The organism is Klebsiella sp. GL120222-02, assembly GCF_003097195.1.
Lineage (GTDB): Bacteria > Pseudomonadota > Gammaproteobacteria > Enterobacterales > Enterobacteriaceae > Klebsiella > Klebsiella variicola.
This window is the reverse complement of sequence record NZ_QEQO01000001.1, coordinates 489,780-510,197: the sequence shown is the minus strand read 5'-3', so window position 1 is coordinate 510,197 and position 20,418 is coordinate 489,780. Positions and strand designations below refer to the sequence as shown.

Sequence of the window (20,418 nt, the reverse complement as noted above, 5' to 3'; positions counted from 1 at the left end):
GCGGATTACAAACGGTCGGCGTCCACCACCGCCTGGACAAAGTCTGCCGGGTCCTCCTGCGGCGGATTATGGCCCACCGCCCCCTGCAGATCCCGGTGTTCATATTTTCCGGTAAATTTAGCCCGGTAGCTGGCGGGAGCCGGATGCGGCGCGCCGTTATTCGCCCCTTCAAGGGTGATGGTGGGCACGGTTATCGGCGGTAGCGCCGCCAGCCGTTGTTCATAGCCGGCATACTTCGCTTCCCCCTTCTCCAGCCCCAGGCGCCAGCGGTAGTTGCTGATGGTGATCGCCACGTGGTCCGGGTTATCCAGCGCCCGGGCGGTTCTGGCAAAAGTCGCGTCGCTGAATTTCCACTGCGGCGACGCCTGATGCCAGATAAATTTCGCAAAGTCGTGGGTGTTCTGCCGGTAACCGGCTTCGCCGCGCGGGGTGGCAAAATAGAACTGATACCACCACGACAGCTCCGCCTGCGGCGGCAGCGGTTTTTCGCCAATCTGCTGACTGCTGATCAGATACCCGCTCACCGAGACCAGGGATTTCACCCGCTGCGGCCACAGCGCGGCGACGATATCCGCCGTGCGCGCGCCCCAGTCAAAGCCGGCCAGATCCGCCTGCCTGATGTTCAGGGCGTCCATCAGATGGACAATATCGGCCGCCATCGCCGACGGCTGACCGTTACGCGGCGTGCTGGCGGAGAGGAAACGGGTCGTGCCGTAGCCGCGCAGATACGGCACAATGACCCGGTAACCCTTCTGCGCTAAAGCCGGCGCCACCTGAGCATAGCTCTGAATATCGTAGGGCCAGCCGTGCAGCAGGATCACCGGCTGGCCGTCGCGCGGGCCGATATCCACGTAGCCTATATTCAGGTCGCCGGCGCGGATCTGGTGGATCTTGTCGAACGCCCCCGCGTCTTCCGCGGCGCAAACGGCAGCGGACCACAGGGTGGATAACCCCAGCGCCGCGGCGCTGGTATAGCGGATCAGGGATAATCTGTTCATCACTTTCTCACCTTTTATCATCATCAAGAGAGTACGTGACCAGTAAAGCGGAAATTTGTATCTGCCATGTGCCCGACCGGGGCCATTTTTATCTCTTAATGTCAGCGCTGCGCCGCGAGATACAGTGTGATACAGAGTCGAGGTTGGCAATTGTTGCGGGCATGTGAATTTATGCTTGCCCCAGGAGATAAATCCGTTACCGTGGCAGGCATTTTTCACCACTTAAGAACGCAGGTACCCGCTATGGCGATTTTTGATGGTCACAATGACCTGCTGCTGAATCTCTGGCTTCACCATCGTGAGGATCCGGTAAGCGCCTTCTTTGCCGGGATAGAAAACGGCCATCTCGACTATCCGCGTATCCGCCAGGGCGGGCTGGCCGGCGGCCTGTTCGCCCTCTTTGTGCCGCCGCAGGAGTATATCGCCCGCGTGGCGCCGCAGTACGCCAGCGAGGCGTGGGATCCGCTGGCGATCCTCTGGCAGCAGTTGGCTATCCTCAAGGCGATTTGCGCCCATGACGCCAGCCGCGCGCGGCTGTGCCTGAGCGCGGCGGATATCGAACGCTGTCGCCAGGATAACGCGCTGGCGATGGTGGCGCACATCGAAGGTGCTGGCGGGTTCGACGCGCAAGGCGAAGATCTGCAGGCCTTTTATCGCGCCGGGGTGCGCAGCATTGGTCCGTTCTGGAACATCGCCAATCGCTTCGGCTGCGGGGTCACCGGCGCCTTTCCCGGCAGCCCGGACAGCGGGCCGGGTCTCACTCGCGAGGGCATTGCGCTCATCGCTCAGGCCAACGCCCTGAAGATGCAGATCGATGTTTCGCACATGAATGAACAGGCCTTTTGGGATACCGCCCACCACTCCACCGCCCCACTGGTGGCCACCCACTCTAATGCCCACGCCCTGTGCCCACAGCCGCGCAATCTGACCGACCGGCAACTGCGGGCGATCCGCGACAGCGGAGGCGTAGTGGGCGTCAATTTCGGCAATGCTTTCCTGCGCGCCGACGGACGGCGCGACAGCGACACGCCCATAACCACCATTGTCCGGCATATCGACTATCTTATTAACATAATGGGTGAGGATCATGTGGCTCTCGGCTCGGATTTTGACGGCATCACCCTGCCCGACGAGCTGGGCGATGTGGCCGGCTTACCGCGGCTTATCAATGCCTTGCGGGACAATGGCTATGATCAATTGGTGCTGGATAAGCTGCTGTGGAACAACTGGCTGCGGGTATTAAAAAAGGTTTGGCAACAATAGGTTATATTGTAAACATAAAGTTAATTCCTTACAGATTCCGGGTTGATCTCTCTCCCGGTGAAGCGCAATATGCGGCGGCCGTCACAGATCCAGCATTATCCGTGAGGCCTGTCGTCATTTTTAAGAGGAACACAACATGTGGAAGAAACCTGCTTTTATCGATTTACGTCTCGGTCTGGAAGTGACGCTGTACATTTCTAACCGTTAATCGCCCCGCCCGCCGTTCGCGCGGGCACCTTCATTCATTACCCGGTCCGTCTTCATGTTCATTAAAGTCCTCGGCTCCGCCGCCGGCGGCGGTTTCCCGCAATGGAACTGCAACTGCGCCAACTGTCAGGGTCTGCGCAACGGCACCATTCAGGCCAGTGCCCGCACCCAGTCGTCGATCATCGTCAGCGATAACGGCAAAGAGTGGGTGCTGTGCAATGCCTCGCCGGATATCAGCCAGCAGATTGCCCATACCCCCGAGTTAAATAAACCCGGCGTACTGCGCGGGACGTCTATCGGCGGCATTATTCTCACCGACAGCCAGATAGACCACACCACCGGGTTGCTGAGCCTGCGCGAAGGCTGCCCGCACCAGGTGTGGTGCACGCCGGAGGTTCATGAGGATCTCTCCACCGGCTTCCCGGTGTTTACCATGCTGCGACACTGGAACGGCGGCCTGGTGCATCATCCCATCGCGCCGCAGCAGCCTTTTACCGTTGACGCCTGCCCTGATTTGCAGTTTACCGCCGTGCCTATCGCCAGCAACGCGCCGCCCTATTCGCCGTATCGCGACCGGCCGCTGCCGGGCCATAACGTGGCGCTGTTTATCGAAAACCACCGCAACGGGCAGACGCTGTTCTATGCCCCGGGGCTGGGTGAGCCGGATGAAGCCCTTCTGCCGTGGCTGCAAAAAGCGGACTGTCTGCTGATCGATGGCACCGTCTGGCAGGATGACGAGCTGCAGGCCGCCGGCGTCGGGCGCAATACCGGTCGCGATATGGGACACCTGGCGCTCAGCGATGAGCACGGGATGATGGCCTTGCTGGCCTCCCTGCCGGCAAAACGCAAAATTCTCATTCATATTAATAACACCAACCCGATCCTTAACGAACAGTCTCCCCAGCGCCAGGCGCTAACGCAACAGGGGATTGAAGTGAGCTGGGACGGGATGGCAATCACCCTTCAGGATACCGCATGCTGATCACCGACACGCTGTCGCCGCAGGCCTTTGAAGAGGCTCTGCGGGCTAAAGGCGCCTTCTACCATATTCACCACCCTTACCACATCGCCATGCATAACGGCGAAGCGACCCGCGAGCAAATTCAGGGTTGGGTGGCGAACCGGTTTTATTACCAGACCACCATTCCGCTGAAAGACGCGGCGATTATGGCTAACTGCCCGGATGCGCAGACCCGGCGCAAATGGGTGCAGCGGATCCTCGACCACGACGGTAGCCACGGCGAAGATGGCGGGATTGAAGCCTGGCTGCGGCTGGGGGAAGCGGTCGGTTTGAGCCGCGACGACCTGCTCAGCGAGCGTCACGTGCTGCCCGGCGTGCGCTTCGCGGTGGATGCCTATCTTAATTTCGCTCGTCGCGCCTGCTGGCAGGAGGCGGCCTGCAGCTCCCTGACCGAGCTGTTCGCCCCACAGATCCATCAGTCGCGCCTCGACAGCTGGCCGCAGCACTATCCGTGGATCAAAGAGGAAGGCTATTTTTACTTCCGCAGTCGTCTGAGCCAGGCTAACCGCGACGTTGAGCATGGTCTGGCGCTGGCGAAGACCTACTGTGACAGCGCTGAAAAACAGAACCGGATGCTGGAGATCCTGCAGTTTAAGCTCGACATCCTGTGGTCGATGCTCGATGCCATGACCATGGCCTACGCTCTGCAGCGCCCGCCCTATCACACGGTCACCGACAAGGCGGCCTGGCACACGACCCGACTGGTGTAATCATGCAAAAAACGTCCATCGTTGCCTTTCGTCGCGGCTACCGACTGCAGTGGGAAGCCGCCCAGGAGAGCCATGTGATCCTCTATCCGGAGGGAATGGCTAAACTCAATGAGACCGCCGCGGCGATCCTCGAGCTGGTCGATGGCCGGCGCGACGTCGCGGCGATTATCGCCATGCTTAACGAACGTTTCCCGGAAGCCGGCGGCGTCGATGACGACGTCGTCGAGTTCCTGCAGATCGCCTGTCAACAGAAGTGGATCACCTGCCGTGAGCCAGAATAAACCCGCCGTCAATCCGCCGCTGTGGCTGCTGGCGGAGCTGACCTACCGCTGCCCGCTGCAGTGTCCCTACTGTTCCAATCCGCTGGACTTCGCCCGGCAGGAAAAGGAGCTGACCACCGAACAATGGATCGAGGTCTTTCGCCAGGCGCGAGCGATGGGCAGCGTACAGCTGGGCTTTTCCGGCGGCGAGCCGCTGACCCGTAAAGATCTGCCGGAGCTGATCCGCGCCGCGCGCGACCTCGGGTTCTATACCAACCTGATCACCTCGGGAATTGGGCTAACCGAGAGCAAACTCGACGCCTTCAGCGAGGCCGGACTGGACCATATCCAGATTAGCTTCCAGGCCAGCGATGAGGTGCTCAACGCCGCTCTTGCCGGCAATAAAAAAGCCTTCCAGCAGAAGCTGGCGATGGCCAGAGCGGTGAAAGCGCGCGACTACCCGATGGTGCTGAACTTCGTCCTCCACCGGCATAACATCGACCAGCTCGATAAAATTATCGAGCTGTGCATTGAGCTGGAAGCCGATGACGTCGAGCTCGCCACCTGCCAGTTTTACGGCTGGGCGTTTCTTAATCGCGAGGGGTTACTGCCGACCCGGGAACAGATCGCCCGCGCCGAGCAGGTGGTCGCCGATTACCGGCAGAAAATGGCCGCCAGCGGTAACCTCACCAACCTGCTATTCGTCACCCCGGACTATTACGAGGAACGCCCGAAAGGCTGTATGGGCGGCTGGGGATCGATTTTCCTCAGCGTCACTCCGGAAGGCACTGCGTTGCCGTGCCACAGCGCGCGCCAGCTGCCGGTGGCGTTCCCGTCGGTGCTGGAGCAGAGTCTGGAATCGATCTGGTATGACTCGTTCGGCTTCAACCGTTATCGCGGGTATGACTGGATGCCGGAGCCGTGCCGCTCCTGTGATGAAAAAGAGAAAGACTTCGGCGGCTGCCGCTGTCAGGCCTTTATGCTGACCGGCAGCGCCGATAACGCCGACCCGGTGTGCAGCAAATCCCCACATCATCACAAAATCCTTGAGGCCCGGCGCGAAGCGGCCTGCAGCGACATCAAAGTCAACCAGCTGCAGTTCCGCAACCGTACCCGCTCGCAGCTGATCTACAAAACCCGGGAACTGTAATGACGCTGGCGACCCGCACCGTCACCCTGCCGGGCGGCCTGCAGGCCACCCTGGTTCATCAGCCGCAGGCCGATCGCGCGGCGGCCCTGGTGCGGGTTGCCGCCGGCAGCCACCACGAACCGTCGCGCTTCCCCGGTCTGGCGCACCTGCTGGAACACCTGCTGTTTTACGGCGGTGAGCGCTACCGCAAAGATGAACGGCTGATGAGCTGGGTGCAGCGCCAGGCAGGGGATGTGAATGCCACCACCCTGGCCCGCCACAGCGCTTTCTTTTTCGAGGTCGCCGCCGAGGGCCTGGCTGACGGCGTCGCGCGCCTGCAGGAGATGCTGCAGGCGCCGCTGCTGCTCAGGGACGATATTCAACGCGAAGTCGCGGTTATCGACGCCGAAAACGGCCTGATCCAACAGCATGAGTTGTCGCGACGGGAAGCCGCCGTGCGTCACGCCGCCATCGCGCCCGCGGCGTTTCGCCGCTTTCAGGTCGGCGACGCCGGGTCGCTGGGGGAGGATTTCCTCGCGCTACAGGCGGCCTTACGTGACTTTCACCGCAGCCACTACGTCGCCCGCCGGATGCAACTCTGGCTGCAGGGGCCGCAGTCGCTGGAGGTGCTCGGCGAACTGGCGACCCGTTTCGCCACCGGGCTTGCCCCGGGCGAGGCACCGCCGCCAGCGCCGCCGCTCACTCTGGGCGAGCCCCCTGAACTGCAGCTGGCCGTCTCCAGCCAGCCCGCGCTGTGGCGCTGCCCGCTGATCGCCTTAAGTGACAATGTCACGTTACTGCGCGAGTTTTTGCTGGATGAAGCCCCCGGTAGCCTGATGGCCGGCCTGCGCCAGCGCGGGATGGCCGAGGACGTGGCGCTGAACTGGCTGTATCAGGATCAGCACTTCGGCTGGCTGGCGCTGATTTTCGCCAGCGACCGGCCGGAACAGGTCGACCGGCAGATAACCCACTGGTTGCAGGCGCTACAGCAGACGACGCCTGAGCAGCAGCAACACTACTATCAGCTGTCCCGGCGCCGTTTTCAGGCGCTGTCGCCCCTCGATCAGCTGCGCCAGCGGGCATTCGGCTTTGCCCCCGGGGCGCCGCCCACCGGGTTCGCCGATTTTTGCGCCGCCCTGCTGGCCGCCCCCACGGTCAGCCTGGCCTGCCAGACGCAGCCCCCCGGAGCAACGGTAGCCACCCAGGGCTTTAGCCTGCCGCTCAGCCGCTGGTCGCCACGTCCGGTCTCTGACCCGGCGCTGGCATTCGCTTTTTATCCGCAGGCCGCTGGCGAGCTCGTGGCCGAAAGCCCGGCGGAAGCCGCGCCACTGCGTCACCTCCCGTCACCGGGAGAGCCGCCGACGCTCCTGCTGCGACCGCCCTTCTACTGCTCGCCCACGCCGGCCGAAGGGCTGGCGCGCGGGGAACAGCTGCGTCCATTTCTTGCCGCCCTGCGCCATGCCGGGGGATACGGCGAGTGGCATCTGTTCGACGGCAGCTGGCAGCTGATCCTGCAGTTGCCTGCGTCCGGCCAACGGCCGGAGGCGATTCTGCAGGCCATCGTGCGGCAGCTCGCGCTCCTGGTCGCCCCGCTGCCCCCACCGCCGGAGAGTATTGCGATCCGTCATCTCATGGCCCAGCTCCCCGAACGGCTGGGTACGTCAGCGCACCAGGAAGGTTGGCTGGCGGCCCTGATTGGCGGCAGCGCGGAAGATGCGCAGTGGGTAGCGCGTCAGCTGAGCCGGCTTACCGTCCCGGTTAATCCGCCGATGCCCGCTCCGGCCCCCTGCCGCGGCGGCGTCGAGCGGCTGGCTTATCCCCGGGGCGACACGGCGCTACTGGTCTTTCTTCCGCTGCCGGAAGGCGCTTCGCTGGCGGCCCTGCGGGTGCTGGCGCAGTTCTGCGAGCCGCCGTTTTTCCAGCGCCTGCGGGTGGAGCAGCAGATAGGCTATGTGGTGAGCTGCCGCTATCAGCGCGTTGCCGATCGCGATGGGCTGCTGATGGCGCTCCAGTCCCCGGAACGCCGTCCCGGAGAACTCCTCCGCTGCTGTAAAACCTTTCTGCGCCAGCTGGACCCCATGGATGAGGCGACCTTCAGGTTGTTACAGCAGCGGCTGGCCGCTCAGGCCCGCTCCCGGGTACCGCCGAAGGTGCGCGCCCTGGACGCGCTGCGCCAGGAGTATAACTTGCCGGGGGTGACGCCGCAGGCAGCTGACGCGCTGCGCGTTGAAGAGGTGGTCGCCCTGTGGCGTGAGATGACCCGCCGGCGTCGTCGCTGGCGAGTGCTGTTCACGACAGGGAGTTAATGGCCGGGGGCATCCGGGGTCAGAAAGTCGCTGACGAAGCGGGTGAGGATCGCCGCGGCCTGCGGGCTCTCCTGGACCTCGTCGTGTAACTGTTGTGGGTCGATGCCTTCCGCCTGCAGCACCGCCTCCCGGTAGCGGATCAGCGAGCGGGCAATCGGCGCGGTGAATTCCGGGTGAAACTGCGTGGAGACCGCCTGCGGCCCGTAGCGCACAATCTGGTGGGGATCGTGGGAGGATGCGGCCAGCACAGTAGCCCCCTCCGGCAAACGGGTCACGGTTTGCAAATGGCTCAAATGCGCGGGGAATGTCGCTGGCAGGCCGCTCAGCAGCGGGTCATCGACACCCCACGGCGAAAGCGCAATCGTTTTGCTGCCGCTTTCCCGCCCGGCAGGATGGTAAGCCACCTCACCGCCCAGCGCATGGGCCATCAGTTGATGACCATAGCAGACGCCGAACAGCGGCATGCCGATAGCCACCGCCTGACGGATCCAGTCGGCGGTCCGTTCGCTCCATGCCAGGCGATCGGACACCATTGCCCACGAACCGGTGAGAACCGCCACGGTCTGGCGATCCGGCGCCGGCAGCGGTTCATCTTCAAAGACCCGCACCGCGGTCAGCTGCGCCTGCCACGGCGCCAGCAGCGTACGGAACCAGTGCGGCAGATCGCCATGCTCCTCGCGGATGGCTGCCGGCGGCGTGCCGGTCTGAACCAGCAATAATCGGTTACGTGTCACCCTTCCTCCTCGCTCCGGGTCATGTTCCTGCCATCACTATGCCGCCCGGAAAGCCGCGGGACAAATAACCAATATCTATGAACGATGCGCGTCCGGAATAAGTCCAGCCGCTTACTGGGCATCGGCGCTGTCACGCTGCGGCACGTCAGCCGCCGCGGATGACGCCTGCTGCGGAACAAAGATGTGGTCCAGAATGGCGCGCGCCGTCGGTCCGGCCACCACCCCATCCCCGCCGCCGTTCTCCAGGATCAGCGCCATCGCCACCTTCGGATGCTGATAAGGGGCAAACAGGGTATAGAAGATATGGTCGCGCAGACGCACCGGGATCATTTTGGCGTTATAGGTCTGGTTTTGCTTCAGGCTGAACACCTGCGAGGTGCCGGACTTCGCCGCGATCTGGTACGGCGCGGTATGGAACAGCTTGTAGCCGGTGCCGTTGGGCAGATTCGCCATCCCATACATACCGTTGCGCACAATGCCCCAGTACGGCGATTTCGGATCGCCCACCTGCGGCAGGTTCGCCGGCTGCTGATAACGTTCCACATGGTTGCCCTGCTTCATCGAATAGAGCAGATGCGGATCCTGCACCTTGCCATTGTTCAGCAGGGTGGTGAGCGCCTTCACCATCTGAATTGGCGTGGCGATCCAATACCCCTGGCCGATGCCGACCGAGATGGTGTCCCCCTGATACCAGGGCTTTTTATGCACCCGCTGTTTCCACTCCCGGCTGGGCAGTACGCCGGCATACTCCTCATTAAGGTCGATGCCGGTGGACTGGCCGTAACCAAACTTGCTCAGCCACTCATGGATCCGGTCAATGCCCATCTCGAAAGCGACCTGATAGAAAAAGGTGTCAGCCGACTCTTCGATGGCTTTGGTCACGTTGAGCATCCCGTGGCCGGTCTTCAGCCAGTCGCGGTAGCGGCGTTGCGTGCCCGGCAGCGTCCACGTCGGCGCGCCGAAGAAGGTGGTGTTCGGGGTGATGACCCCTGCGGAGAGCGCCGACAGCGCCATATAGGGCTTCACCGTCGAGGCCGGGGGATACAGCCCCTGGGTGACGCGGTTGATCAGCGGCCGGTCCGGATTATCGAGCAGCGATTTATAGGCCTGATAGCCAATGCCTTTGACGAACGGATTAGGATCGTAGCTGGGGCTGGAGACCATCGCCAGCACGCCGCCATCCCGGGGATCGACCACCACCACCGCCGCGCGCTGCCCCTTCAGCACCGACTCAATATACTGCTGCAGGTGCAGGTCGAGGGTCAGATAGAGGTTTTTCCCGGCCACCGGCGGTACCTCTTTCAGCAGACGCACCACCCGGCCGTGGTTATCGACCTCCACTTCCTGATAGCCAGTGGTGCCGTGGAGTGCTTTTTCGTAATAGCCCTCGATCCCCTGCTTGCCGATATTGTGGTCGGCAGCATAGTTCTCCTCTTCGCCGTCTTTCGCCAGCCGCTGCAGGTCGTTGTCGTTAATTTTCGACACATAGCCCACCACGTGCGCCAGCTCGGCGCCGTACGGGTATTCGCGCTGCTGATAGCTCTCCACCGTCACGCCGGGGAAACGGAATTCGTTAATCGCGAAGCGCGCCACCTCCACGTCGCTGAGGTCGGACTTCAGCGTCACCGCTTTATAGCGGCTGTTGTGGTGCATATCGTCGCGGAAGCTGGCGATGTCATCCGGCGTCAGGTCGACGATCGGCGTCAGGCTTTGCAGCAGCGCGGCCATATCGGGAATTTTGCTCGGGATCACCTGCAGGCGATACAGGGTAATGTTCTGCACCAGCGGAATGCCATTGCGATCGAATATCAGCCCGCGGCTGGGGGCGATGGGCAGCATCTTAATGTCGTTCTGGTTCGATCGGGTCTGGTAGAAATCATGCTGCTCCACCTGCAGATGGTAGAGGTTAGCGATCAGCACGCCAAAGCAGACCACCACCAGCAGAAAAGCAATTGCGGCCCGGCGGATAAACAGCATCTCTTCCGCGGAGTGGTCGCGAATTTCATCTCTCAAAAGGGGCATTAGCGGTACATCACCTGAATCACAAGAAAAGCCAACAGTGTAACGGCCGGGAAGCATAGCCTTATCGCGGCGCCAGCCCTACTGAAAGGTTGCTAATGATCTGGCAGAAATGTTTCAGCATGTTAGAGCGTGGGAAGCCTTTCTGTGCAGGAGAAAGGCATCAGAGTGCGAGGTTAGCCAGCAACGGGGACGGCTGGCATCTGTTTACACGGTCAACCCGCTTATTTTCTGGCCTCAAAAGCGATCTTTACCGCCATCCCGGCCAGTACCGTCGCCATCAGCCAGCGTTGAAATTGTTGCCAGCCCGGCCGCCGACCAAGAAATAACGCCACCTGCCCGGCCAGCAAGATAATCATGCCGTTCACCGCCACGCTGATGATCACCTGGGTACAGCCTAATATTAACGACTGACTGAGCACGCTGCCGAGTCCGGGGGTGATAAACTGCGGCAGCAGGGACAGATACAGGATGGCAACTTTGGGGTTCGCCAGGCTGGTGAGGAATCCCATTAGAAACAGCTTACGCCCACTGTCCGCGGGTAAGTCGCGCACCGCAAATATCGGCCGCCCTCCCGGTTTGATCGCCTGCCACGCCAGATAGAGCAAATAAGCGACCCCGCATAAACGCAAGGCATCGTAGGCATATGGGACCGCGAAAACCAACGCGGTGATGCCGAAAGCGGCACACAACATGTAGAAGAAAAATCCCACGGCCACGCCGGCAAGGGAGATAAAGCCAGCGCGTTTTCCCTGGCAAATCGAACGCGAAGTGAGATACATCATGTTGGGGCCTGGGGTTAACACCAACCCCAGCGCCACCGCGGCAAAGGCCATTAATGAAGCGAATTCAGGCATAACTTATCTCCAGCTATCGGTAATGCCCAGGCGCGCGGCGACGTCGACCATGCTCCCCGACAGTATTCTGTCTTCAGCGCCAGTCACATGGTGCCTAAGTATTAGCTTATTCTGTGTCCGCCAACAACCCCCGTACCGAACATTCGTTACGCTCGCGCAACGGACAGCCCTCATCCTTTTCTCGCAGGAAAATTGTCATATCTCAAACAATTAGCATTCCGGCTCCCTGATTGACGCAGATCGTTTCCTTTGCCGTCTCGTTACGTCTATGGTTAATGGTGAGGTTTATACTAACCGCCAGGTCTGCCTGGTCATATAAGGGGATGTTTACCCTTCGTTGAACGGAATTAGCTATTAAATCTGTAGACTCATTCAAATATCGCTTATTGGTAGCAGTGTATATCGTAATGGCATTCACAAAAGCAAACGGAGCCTGATATGAGCACGTCTAACGACCCATCCAACAACGCATCCGCCGGAAAGTGCCCTTTCCACGCCGAGACGCCAAAACAGAGCGCCGGCAGCGGCACCGGCAACCGCGACTGGTGGCCTAACCAGCTGCGTGTCGATCTGTTGAACCAGCACTCCAGTCGTTCCAACCCGTTGGGTGAGGATTTTAACTACAGGGAAGAGTTTAAAAAGCTCGACTACTCCGCGCTGAAAGCTGACCTCAGAGCGTTGCTGACCGACTCGCAAGAGTGGTGGCCGGCAGACTGGGGTAGCTATATTGGCTTGTTTATTCGCATGGCCTGGCACGGCGCCGGCACCTACCGCACCGTTGACGGTCGCGGCGGCGCAGGCCGTGGGCAGCAGCGCTTTGCGCCGCTGAACTCCTGGCCAGACAACGTCAGTCTCGATAAAGCCCGTCGTCTGCTGTGGCCGGTAAAACAGAAATATGGCCAGAAAATCTCCTGGGCCGACCTTTACATGCTGGCGGGTAACGTCGCTCTGGAAAACGCCGGCTTCCGCACCTTTGGCTTTGGCGCCGGTCGTGAAGATGTCTGGGAACCGGATCTGGACGTCGACTGGGGCGATGAGAAAGAGTGGCTGGCCCACCGTCACCCGGAAAGCCTGGCCAAACAGGCCATCGGCGCCACCGAAATGGGGCTGATCTACGTCAACCCGGAAGGACCGAACGCCAGCGGTGAGCCGCTGTCCGCCGCGGCAGCCATTCGCGCCACCTTCGGCAATATGGCGATGGACGATGAAGAGATTGTCGCCCTGATCGCCGGCGGCCATACGCTGGGCAAAACCCACGGCGCCGCCGAAACCAGCCACGTCGGCGCCGAGCCGGAAGCCGCCCCACTGGAAGCGCAAGGTCTGGGCTGGCACTCCAGCTACGGCAGCGGCGCAGGTGCGGATGCCATCACCTCCGGTCTGGAAGTGGTCTGGACGCAGACGCCCACCCAGTGGAGCAACTACTTCTTCGAGAACCTGTTTAAATATGAATGGGTGCAGACCCGCAGCCCGGCTGGCGCTATCCAGTTCGAAGCCAAAGATGCGCCGGAAATTATCCCGGATCCGTTTAATCCGGGGAAAAAGCGCAAACCGACCATGCTGGTCACCGACCTGACCCTGCGCTTCGACCCGGAGTTTGAAAAGATCTCCCGCCGCTTCCTCAACGATCCGCAGGCCTTTAACGAGGCGTTTGCCCGGGCGTGGTTCAAGCTGACCCACCGTGATATGGGGCCAAAATCCCGTTACCTCGGTCCGGAAGTGCCGAAAGAAGATCTGATTTGGCAGGATCCGCTGCCGGCAGCGACTCATCAGCCGAGCGCTGAGGATATCGCCAGCCTGAAAACCGCCATCGCCGGCGCCGGCCTGTCGGTCAGTGAGCTGGTCTCGGTCGCCTGGGCTTCCGCCTCCACCTTCCGCGGCGGCGATAAGCGCGGCGGCGCCAACGGCGCACGCCTGGCCCTCGCTCCGCAGAAAGACTGGCCGGTCAATGCTATCGCCAGCCGGGTGCTGCCGACTCTGCAGGCGATCCAGCGCGCCTCCGGCAAAGCGTCGTTAGCCGATATCATCGTGCTGGCTGGCGTGGTCGGCGTTGAGCAGGCGGCCGCTGCCGCCGGCGTCAGCGTTAACGTGCCGTTTACCCCAGGCCGCGTCGACGCCCTGCCTGAGCAGACCGACGTCGAGTCGTTTGACCTGCTGCAGCCGCTGGCGGATGGCTTCCGCAACTATCGCCGTATCGAAGGCGGTGTATCGACGGAAACGCTGCTGATCGATAAAGCCCAGCAGCTCACGCTAACCGCCCCGGAAATGACCGTGCTGGTCGGTGGCTTGCGCGTACTGGGCGCGAACTACGACGGCAGCAAACACGGGGTGTTCACCGACCGCGTCGGCGTGCTCAGCAATGACTTCTTCGTCAACCTGCTGGATATGGCCACCGTCTGGAAAGCGGCCGATGACCACGCGGAGCTGTTTACCGGCAGCGACCGTAAAACCGGCGAGGCGAAGTACAGCGCCACCCGCGTGGATCTGGTGTTTGGCTCCAACTCTGTACTGCGCGCGCTGGCGGAAGTATACGCCTGCGCCGACGGGCAGCAGAAGCTGGTACATGACTTCGTCGCCGCCTGGACCAAGGTGATGAATCTCGACCGCTTCGACCTGTAATCTCCCCGCCCCGGCACCCGCCGGGGCGTTTTGCTTATACCGCCCGCGGCAACTGTTGCAGGCGACTCCGCGTACGCTGAATATCCTCCAGTTCCACCCCGGCCACCAGCGTCTCCAGATCGCAGCAGGTTACCAGCAGCAGGCGGATCTGCTTTTCATACAGCACATCGATCACGTTGATAAAGCGCTGCTGGGCCGCCGGCCCCACCGTAGCCAGCGGCGGCACCTCATCCAGTAACCAGACCGTATAGCTTTCGCTGAGCGTCAGATAGTCCATTACCGCCGTGGCGGCCTGACAGAGTTGAGCAAAGGTGAAGTGGAGCAGAGTGGATGACGCCGTGGCAGCCAGCAGGGTGCGATAACCTACCGTCAGCGAAACCGGTTCGGCAGGTAACGACGGCAGGTCATACAGCTGACGCTGTTGTGTATTCGGATTAACCCACATCCGCCCGCTGCAGAAGGCATTATCGACGCTCAGATGACGCTGGCGATAATCCTCCTCACCGTTCAGCGCGACGACCGCCAGGTGGGCGCGGATCAGCGCGATCGACGGTAAAAAACGATCGTGATACAGCGGATTGGGCAGCAGCATCTCCGGCGGATAGTTTGACGTCGCCAACAGCACAATGCCGCGCTGAAAGAGATGCTCCAGTAAGACCTTGATCAGCATCGCGTCGCCAGGGTCGTGAAGATGAAATTCGTCGAAGCACAGCAGGCGACAGCCGGAAGTCATCTGCCTCATCACCGCCTGCAGGTCGGGCGCGCCGGGGGCATTCAGCCGCTGATGTAGCTCGCGGAAGAAGTGATGAAAATGGACCCGCCGCCGGGCGGCGAGCGGCAGGCTGGCAAAAAAGTGGTCGAGGATAAAACTTTTCCCCCGCCCGGTCCGCCCCCAGACGTACAGCCCCTGCGGCGTACCCGCCGCGGACAACAGCTGCTGGCCCAAAGCATCCAGGCGAGCGATCAGCGACAACTGATCGTCATCGAGCGTCAGACGCGCCCGCGCCGCCTGCTCGGCCATCACACGGGTAAAGCGAAACTCAGTCGCCATCTCTGGCTGATCTGAATACGACGCCATACATCCCTCTTTTAACATTTTTATAACCTCCTGCGAGGAGGCCATTCTAGCCGCTTTCCTGCGGGTTGGCGAATCGCACAACGGGAAATACCGTCCGCGGTGATTTACTTCAATTCTTCGCCTGGCATGCGGTAAAAACCAGCATGAATCTCATTTTTCATGGTGTACCGCGATATCTTGCGCTAAAGATTGCAGCTAACGCGTAGGATTAAAAATTTAAAACTATTAACAATCAATTAACATTAGCAGGCAAACCATTCATCCTGAGGAATACAACACCATGTCTACCACCCAGGTTCTCGGCGGCGCGCCTTATGCCTCGCCAGGACAACCGCACGCCAGCTTAACCGGACGCATTGATGCGCTGCCCGCCTCCTTCGGTTTATGGTCGTTTATCACCCTGCTCTCCCTCGGTGGCTTCTTCGAGCTCTACGACCTGTTCCAGACCGGGTATATCAGCGCAGGGCTGCTGGCCGACGGGATTTTCCACACCGGGCAGGCGGGGATATTCGGGATTGCCGATCAGGCGGCTTTTGCCTCCGCCACCTTTATGGGGCTGTTTATTGGCGCCAGTCTGTTGGCGCCGCTGGCGGACAGGCTGGGGCGCCGTCTGACGTTTATGGTAGCGCTCGCCTGGTACGGCCTCTTTTCGCTGCTGATGGCGACGCAGAGTAGCGCGGAAGGGGTGATCTTTTTCCGCTTTCTGGTGGGGATCGGCCTCGGTATTGAGCTGGTGACTATTGATACCTATCTCAGCGAATGGATGCCAACCCATCTGCGCAATAAAGCTTTTGCCTTTGCTTTCTTCATCCAGTTCCTGTCGGTTCCGGCGGTGGCGCTGATGTCCTGGATGCTGGTGCCAACCACCCTCTTCGGCCTCAGCGGCTGGCGCTGGGTGATCATCTTTGGCGCGCTGTTCTCGCTGGCGATCTGGTTTATCCGCAAAAAGCTGCCGGAGTCAGCGCGCTGGCTGGAAAGCAAAGGGCGGCATGATGACGCGCATGCGGTGATGAGTGAGATGGAAGCCCGCTGTGGCGTGACGCCGTCGCCGAAGCATGCGCATGCGGCACAGAGCGTCGTCAAACGCGGCACCTTCCGCGAAATCTGGGCGCCGCAGTATCGGCAGCGCACCCTGATGCTAATGGTGATGAACTTCTTCCAGGCGATCGGCTTCTTCGGCTTTGGCAACTGGCTGCCGGCGCTGCTCTCCGGTCAGGGGGCCAGCATCACTCACAGTCTGCTGTACGCCTTCTTTATCACCCTCGCCTATCCGCTGGGCTGCCTGTTCTGCACCCGCTTCGTGCATCGCTTTGAGAACAAGTGGCAAATTGTCCTCTCCGCGCTGATGACTGTCATCTTCGGGACCCTGTTCGCCCTGCAAAACAGCCCGATTCTGCTGGTGATCTGCGGGTTTATGATCACCTGGTCCAACGCCTGGCTGACCATCAGCTACCACGCCTACCAGGCCGAGGTCTTCCCGACCCATATTCGCGCCCGCGCCGTCGGCTTCTGCTACTCGTTCAGCCGGCTCTCCACCGCGGTGACCAGCATCCTGATCGGCATTATTCTGCAATACGCCGGCACGCCGGGGGTGATTAGCTTTATCGTCGTCAGTATGCTGATGGTGATGCTGTCGGTAGGGATCTTCGGCCCCAGAACGCGGGGCATTCGACTGGAGAATATCTGAGGTTGTCGCAGGGACTGGCCTCAGCCAAAAATCCCCTGCGCCTCGGCGAAGCATTTTTCCGCCAGGGTTGATACCGGCTCCTGCTGGCGCATAATGAGCGCCAGCTGTGAATCGACCTGGGTTTCGGCGATCGGCAGAATTTCAAGATTATCGCTCAGCGCTTCGAGGCCGTTGTTGAGCGGCATAATCGCGCAGCAGATCCCCGCCTGCACCGCCTGGATAATCTGAAACGTCGAATCGCTTTCAAAAACATACTTCGGCGTTAGCCCTTTTGCCTTAAAGCTGATTTCAATGGATTCCCGGTAGTACATTCCCTTGGTCAGAAAACCGAGGGGCAACGTCGCCAGCGCCTCCCACCCCGGCGTCCCACCGCTGAAGTCGAAATGGCGTTTATCATGCAGGAGCCCCATCCGGGTTTGCGGCAACCGGGCGACCTTAAACAGGCGCTGGTCCAGATGCTGCAGATAGCAAATGCCCAGATCCAACTGGTTACGGCTGACGCCATCGATAATCTGCTCCGAGGTCATCGACAGCAGGCTGAACTGCAGCGCCGGGTATTTCTCCGCCAGCGGTTTAATCAACTGCATCGGGTTGAGGCTCGCCAGCGGCACCATGCCGACCCGCAGCTGACCGACCATCTGCCCGCGACAGATCGCCGCCTCTGCCGCCAGACCGTCATGGGCGGCCAGCACCGCCCGCGCCCAGGCCAGGATCCGCTCACCTTCCGGGGTAAACCCCTCAAAGCGTTGGCCGCGCTGGATCAGCGTCAGGTTCAGCTCCTCTTCCAGGTTACGAATGCGCATGGAGAGGGTCGGCTGAGTAATATGGCAGGCCGCCGCCGCCTGGCCAAAATGGCGCGTCTGATCGAGCGCGATCAAATACTTGAGTTGTTTAATATCCATTCTCTTTCCCGTTTGAACCCCGCCGTTCACCCCCGGGGCCGCGCACAGGTTACCAGAATGTTAGTTTCGCTAGCGATAAATTCAAGCGAGGACATCACGAGGGGCTGCGGGGCGCAGGACGGCGCGATGCCGCCCTGCGCCCTGCTTTTTTAGCGTACGCCGGCCAGCGGACGGATCTCTTTCGAGCGCAGCGTCAGACGAACGGGAACCGACTTATATGAAGGGGTGCCGCTCTCTTCATCCAGATAGTTCAGCGGCACCAGCACGTTGGCTTCCGGATAATAGGCCCCGACGGTACCGGGCGCGATGCCGTAGGCTACCACCGTGATATCTTCCAGCGTCAGCTCGCTGTCTGGCAGCGCGGTATGAATATCTACCCGATCGCCATGTTCCAGCCCCTGGGCAGCCATGTCCTGTTCATTCATAAACAGCACGTCGCGGCGGCCAAAAACGCCGCGGTAGCGGTCATCCATCGCGTAGATGGTGGTGTTGTACTGATCGTGACTGCGCAGCGTCACCAGGCGCATCACGTCCTCGCCCTCCACCACCACGTTCTCATGCACCCCTTTGAAGACCGAGAACATGGCTTTACCGGTGGCCGTTGGCCAGATGCGCTCGGTCGGCGGTAGCGGCATGCGGAAGCCCCCGGGATGACGAATACGCTGGTTATACTCCTCGAACCCCGGAATGGTCTGTTCGATCAGATCGCGAATGCGGTCGTAATCTTCCACCAGATACAGCCAGTCCACTTTGCTGGCCGGCAGAGTGGCCTTCGCCAGACCGGCGACAATCGCCGGCTCCGAGCGCAGCGTCGGCGAGGCGGGCTTAAGCTTGCCTGACGACGCATGCACCATCGACATCGAATCCTCGACAGTGATCGACTGCCGGCCGCTGGCCTGCAGGTCAAGCTCGGTGCGGCCCAGACACGGCAGAATAAAGGTCTCTTTCGCCGTCAGCAGGTGCGAGCGGTTGAGCTTGGTGCCGACGTGAACGCTGAGCTCAAGGCCGCGCATCGCCGGGAAGGCGCGTTCGTGGTCCGGCATCGCCACAGCGAAATTGCCCCCGAGGCAAATCAGGGCTTTGGCGTCGCCGGCGATCATGGCCTCCAGGGCCTTCACCGCATCGTGACCATGATGCCGCGGCGGCGTAATCCCCATCACCCGCTGCAGGCTGTCGAGGAAGGCCTCGGAGGGTTTTTCACTGATCCCGACGGTGCGGTTTCCCTGCACGTTTGAGTGGCCGCGCAGCGGACAGATGCCAGCGCCCGGCTTGCCGATGTTGCCGCGCATCAGCAGCAGGTCGGCAATCAGACGGACGTTGGAAGTGCCTTTATTATGCTGGGTAATACCCATGCCGTAGGTGACGATGGTGGCCCTGGATTTGGCGTAAGCCACGGCGACCTGGGTCAGGGATTCGCGCGTCAGGCCGGACTCCTGTTCGATATCCTGCCAGCGGGTGGCGTGGAGATCCTCGGCGAAGGCGGAGAATCCCTGGGTATGCTGGGTAATAAACGCGTGGTCGAGCACATTGCCCTGCTCCTCCTCCAGCTGCAGCAGCGCTTTGGCGATCCCTTTCAGCGCCGCCGCGTCGCCGCCGGCCCGTACCTGGTAGTAGGTCGAAGCGATCGGCGTCGAGCGCCGGGTCGCCATCTCCATCACGTTCTGCGGGTCGGCAAAACGCTCCAGCGCCCGCTCACGCAGCGGATTGAAAACGATAATCGGCACGCCGCGGCGGGAAAGCTCATGCAGGGTGCCCATCATCCGTGGGTGGTTGGTGCCCGGATTATGGCCGATGGAGATCACCAGCTCGGTCTGGTCAAAATCGTCGAGGGAGACGGTGCCTTTGCCAATCCCGATCGACTGCGGCAGGCCCACGCTGGTGGATTCGTGGCACATGTTGGAGCAGTCGGGGAAGTTGTTGGTGCCATACTCGCGGGCGTACAGCTGGAACAGCCACGCTGCCTCATTGGACGCCCGGCCAGAGGTATAGAACTCGACCTCATCAGGCTGCAGGCCGCGAAGGATCTCGCCGATGCGGGAGAAGGCCTGCTCCCACGCCACCGGACGCAGAGTATCGCTGGCGCGGTCGTAGACTAAAGGATGCGTTAAGCGGCCATAGCCCTCCAGTTCGAAATCGCTCTTCGCCAGCAGGGAGGTCACGGTGTTGGCCGCGAGGAACGCGGGCGTCACCCGTTTGGTGGTCGCTTCCCAGGTCACGGCTTTGGCGCCATTTTCGCAAAACTGAAAAGTGGATTTATGCTCTTTATCCGGCCAGGCGCAGCCCGGGCAGTCAAACCCATCCGGCTGGTTAGTTCGCAGCAGCGTGGCGGGCGCTTCGAAAGCATCCATCTGGGTACGCACAGCGATGGCCGTGGCCTTCAGGGCGCCCCACCCGCCTGCCGGGCCATCATAGGGGTGAACACCGGGCACCGCGCGTCTTTTATTGGTCATCTTTTAACTCCTGCTGCTCTGTTCTGGCCGCCGCAGCCTGAAAAAAGGCGTACGACGGCCCCAGGCGACGTGGCGTGGTTAGCACGGCGTCACCTGATTAGGATGCGGTTTCTCAAGGATAGTACGATGGGAAAGCGTAGGTACTGCGTTTGTTAACTGAATAATAACATACACAACAAAT

General features: G+C 61.1%; 16 protein-coding genes and 1 riboswitch. Of the genes, 9 read left to right on the top strand and 7 right to left on the bottom strand.

Annotated elements, in window-relative coordinates:
- Positions 1-5: 5 nt before the first annotated feature.
- Positions 6-998 carry an alpha/beta hydrolase gene (locus N438_RS02535; protein ID WP_023322671.1) on the bottom strand — a complete coding sequence of 331 codons (993 nt, stop codon included), beginning with the start codon at positions 996-998 and terminating at the stop codon, positions 6-8.
- Between the two features lie 243 nt (positions 999-1,241).
- Between N438_RS02535 and N438_RS02530 the strand changes: the two genes are divergently transcribed.
- The 7 genes from N438_RS02530 to pqqF all read left to right on the top strand — a co-directional run bounded on the left by N438_RS02530 (position 1,242) and on the right by pqqF (position 7,894).
- The gene (locus N438_RS02530; protein ID WP_022066235.1) at positions 1,242-2,261 is read left to right on the top strand and encodes a dipeptidase; all 1,020 of its coding nucleotides are present in this window, start codon (positions 1,242-1,244) and stop codon (positions 2,259-2,261) included.
- Between the two features lie 136 nt (positions 2,262-2,397).
- Entirely contained in the window at positions 2,398-2,469 is a 72-nt protein-coding gene (gene pqqA / locus N438_RS02525; RefSeq protein ID WP_002905689.1) for a pyrroloquinoline quinone precursor peptide PqqA, read from the top strand.
- A gap of 54 nt (positions 2,470-2,523) precedes the next feature.
- Entirely contained in the window at positions 2,524-3,450 is a 927-nt protein-coding gene (gene pqqB / locus N438_RS02520; protein ID WP_096834351.1) for a pyrroloquinoline quinone biosynthesis protein PqqB, read from the top strand.
- Positions 3,444-4,199: a pyrroloquinoline-quinone synthase PqqC gene (gene pqqC, locus N438_RS02515; protein ID WP_008804780.1), complete on the top strand. Its 756-nt coding sequence runs from the start codon at positions 3,444-3,446 to the stop codon at positions 4,197-4,199. The genes pqqB and pqqC overlap by 7 nt, the downstream gene beginning before the upstream one ends.
- A 2-nt stretch (positions 4,200-4,201) precedes the next feature.
- Positions 4,202-4,480, top strand: a complete 279-nt coding sequence (gene pqqD / locus N438_RS02510) for a pyrroloquinoline quinone biosynthesis peptide chaperone PqqD (protein WP_008804779.1) — start codon at positions 4,202-4,204, stop codon at positions 4,478-4,480.
- A complete protein-coding gene (gene pqqE / locus N438_RS02505) occupies positions 4,467-5,609 on the top strand; it encodes a pyrroloquinoline quinone biosynthesis protein PqqE (RefSeq protein WP_012968140.1) in 1,143 nt (380 codons plus the stop codon). The genes pqqD and pqqE overlap by 14 nt, the downstream gene beginning before the upstream one ends.
- Positions 5,609-7,894: a pyrroloquinoline quinone biosynthesis protein PqqF gene (gene pqqF / locus N438_RS28495; protein ID WP_116696055.1), complete on the top strand. Its 2,286-nt coding sequence runs from the start codon at positions 5,609-5,611 to the stop codon at positions 7,892-7,894. Before pqqE ends, pqqF begins: the two co-directional genes overlap by 1 nt.
- On the opposite strand, the gene N438_RS02495 is transcribed toward pqqF, so the two are convergent.
- The 3 genes from N438_RS02495 to N438_RS02485 form a co-directional block, all read right to left on the bottom strand.
- A complete protein-coding gene (locus tag N438_RS02495) occupies positions 7,891-8,628 on the bottom strand; it encodes a glutamine amidotransferase (protein ID WP_008804776.1) in 738 nt (245 codons plus the stop codon). The two genes, pqqF and N438_RS02495, sit on opposite strands and share 4 nt — an antisense overlap.
- Before the next feature lie 111 nt (positions 8,629-8,739).
- A complete protein-coding gene (gene mrdA, locus N438_RS02490; protein ID WP_165818781.1) occupies positions 8,740-10,650 on the bottom strand; it encodes a penicillin-binding protein 2 in 1,911 nt (636 codons plus the stop codon).
- A 221-nt stretch (positions 10,651-10,871) separates the two neighbouring features.
- Positions 10,872-11,504: a LysE family translocator gene (locus N438_RS02485; RefSeq protein ID WP_004898401.1), complete on the bottom strand. Its 633-nt coding sequence runs from the start codon at positions 11,502-11,504 to the stop codon at positions 10,872-10,874.
- A 17-nt stretch (positions 11,505-11,521) separates the two neighbouring features.
- A riboswitch (ZMP/ZTP riboswitch) is annotated at positions 11,522-11,601 on the bottom strand.
- A 341-nt stretch (positions 11,602-11,942) separates the two neighbouring features.
- Between N438_RS02485 and katG the strand changes: the two genes are divergently transcribed.
- Entirely contained in the window at positions 11,943-14,120 is a 2,178-nt protein-coding gene (gene katG, locus N438_RS02480; RefSeq protein WP_012541632.1) for a catalase/peroxidase HPI, read from the top strand.
- A 34-nt stretch (positions 14,121-14,154) separates the two neighbouring features.
- Here the strand turns inward: katG and zapE are convergent, their stop codons facing one another.
- Positions 14,155-15,171, bottom strand: a complete 1,017-nt coding sequence (zapE, locus tag N438_RS02475) for a cell division protein ZapE (protein WP_008804773.1) — start codon at positions 15,169-15,171, stop codon at positions 14,155-14,157.
- Positions 15,172-15,478: 307 nt separating this feature from the next.
- Here zapE and N438_RS02470 point away from each other — a divergent pair, with 307 nt between their 5' ends.
- On the top strand, positions 15,479-16,885 hold the full coding sequence (locus tag N438_RS02470; protein WP_008804772.1) for an MFS transporter: 1,407 nt from the start codon (positions 15,479-15,481) through the stop codon (positions 16,883-16,885).
- 20 nt (positions 16,886-16,905) lie between these two features.
- Here the strand turns inward: N438_RS02470 and N438_RS02465 are convergent, their stop codons facing one another.
- The gene (locus N438_RS02465; protein ID WP_008804771.1) at positions 16,906-17,787 is read right to left on the bottom strand and encodes a LysR family transcriptional regulator; all 882 of its coding nucleotides are present in this window, start codon (positions 17,785-17,787) and stop codon (positions 16,906-16,908) included.
- Between the two features lie 149 nt (positions 17,788-17,936).
- A complete protein-coding gene (locus N438_RS02460; protein ID WP_049163579.1) occupies positions 17,937-20,237 on the bottom strand; it encodes an FdhF/YdeP family oxidoreductase in 2,301 nt (766 codons plus the stop codon).
- Between the last annotated feature and the right edge of the window lie 181 nt (positions 20,238-20,418).

Bases quoted from the DNA above. Each gene is read 5' to 3' on its own strand.
- pqqC (WP_008804780.1), top strand. From the start codon at position 3,444: ATGCTGATCACCGACACGCTGTCGCCGCAGGCCTTTGAAGAGGCTCTG.
- N438_RS02470 (WP_008804772.1), top strand. From the start codon at position 15,479: ATGTCTACCACCCAGGTTCTCGGCGGCGCGCCTTATGCCTCGCCAGGA.
- mrdA (WP_165818781.1), bottom strand. From the start codon at position 10,650: ATGCCCCTTTTGAGAGATGAAATTCGCGACCACTCCGCGGAAGAGATG.
- N438_RS02485 (WP_004898401.1), bottom strand. From the start codon at position 11,504: ATGCCTGAATTCGCTTCATTAATGGCCTTTGCCGCGGTGGCGCTGGGG.
- pqqF (WP_116696055.1), top strand. From the start codon at position 5,609: ATGACGCTGGCGACCCGCACCGTCACCCTGCCGGGCGGCCTGCAGGCC.
- N438_RS02530 (WP_022066235.1), top strand. From the start codon at position 1,242: ATGGCGATTTTTGATGGTCACAATGACCTGCTGCTGAATCTCTGGCTT.
- pqqD (WP_008804779.1), top strand. From the start codon at position 4,202: ATGCAAAAAACGTCCATCGTTGCCTTTCGTCGCGGCTACCGACTGCAG.
- N438_RS02460 (WP_049163579.1), bottom strand. From the start codon at position 20,237: ATGACCAATAAAAGACGCGCGGTGCCCGGTGTTCACCCCTATGATGGC.
- N438_RS02535 (WP_023322671.1), bottom strand. From the start codon at position 998: ATGAACAGATTATCCCTGATCCGCTATACCAGCGCCGCGGCGCTGGGG.
- katG (WP_012541632.1), top strand. From the start codon at position 11,943: ATGAGCACGTCTAACGACCCATCCAACAACGCATCCGCCGGAAAGTGC.
- pqqB (WP_096834351.1), top strand. From the start codon at position 2,524: ATGTTCATTAAAGTCCTCGGCTCCGCCGCCGGCGGCGGTTTCCCGCAA.
- N438_RS02465 (WP_008804771.1), bottom strand. From the start codon at position 17,787: ATGGATATTAAACAACTCAAGTATTTGATCGCGCTCGATCAGACGCGC.
- zapE (WP_008804773.1), bottom strand. From the start codon at position 15,171: ATGGCGACTGAGTTTCGCTTTACCCGTGTGATGGCCGAGCAGGCGGCG.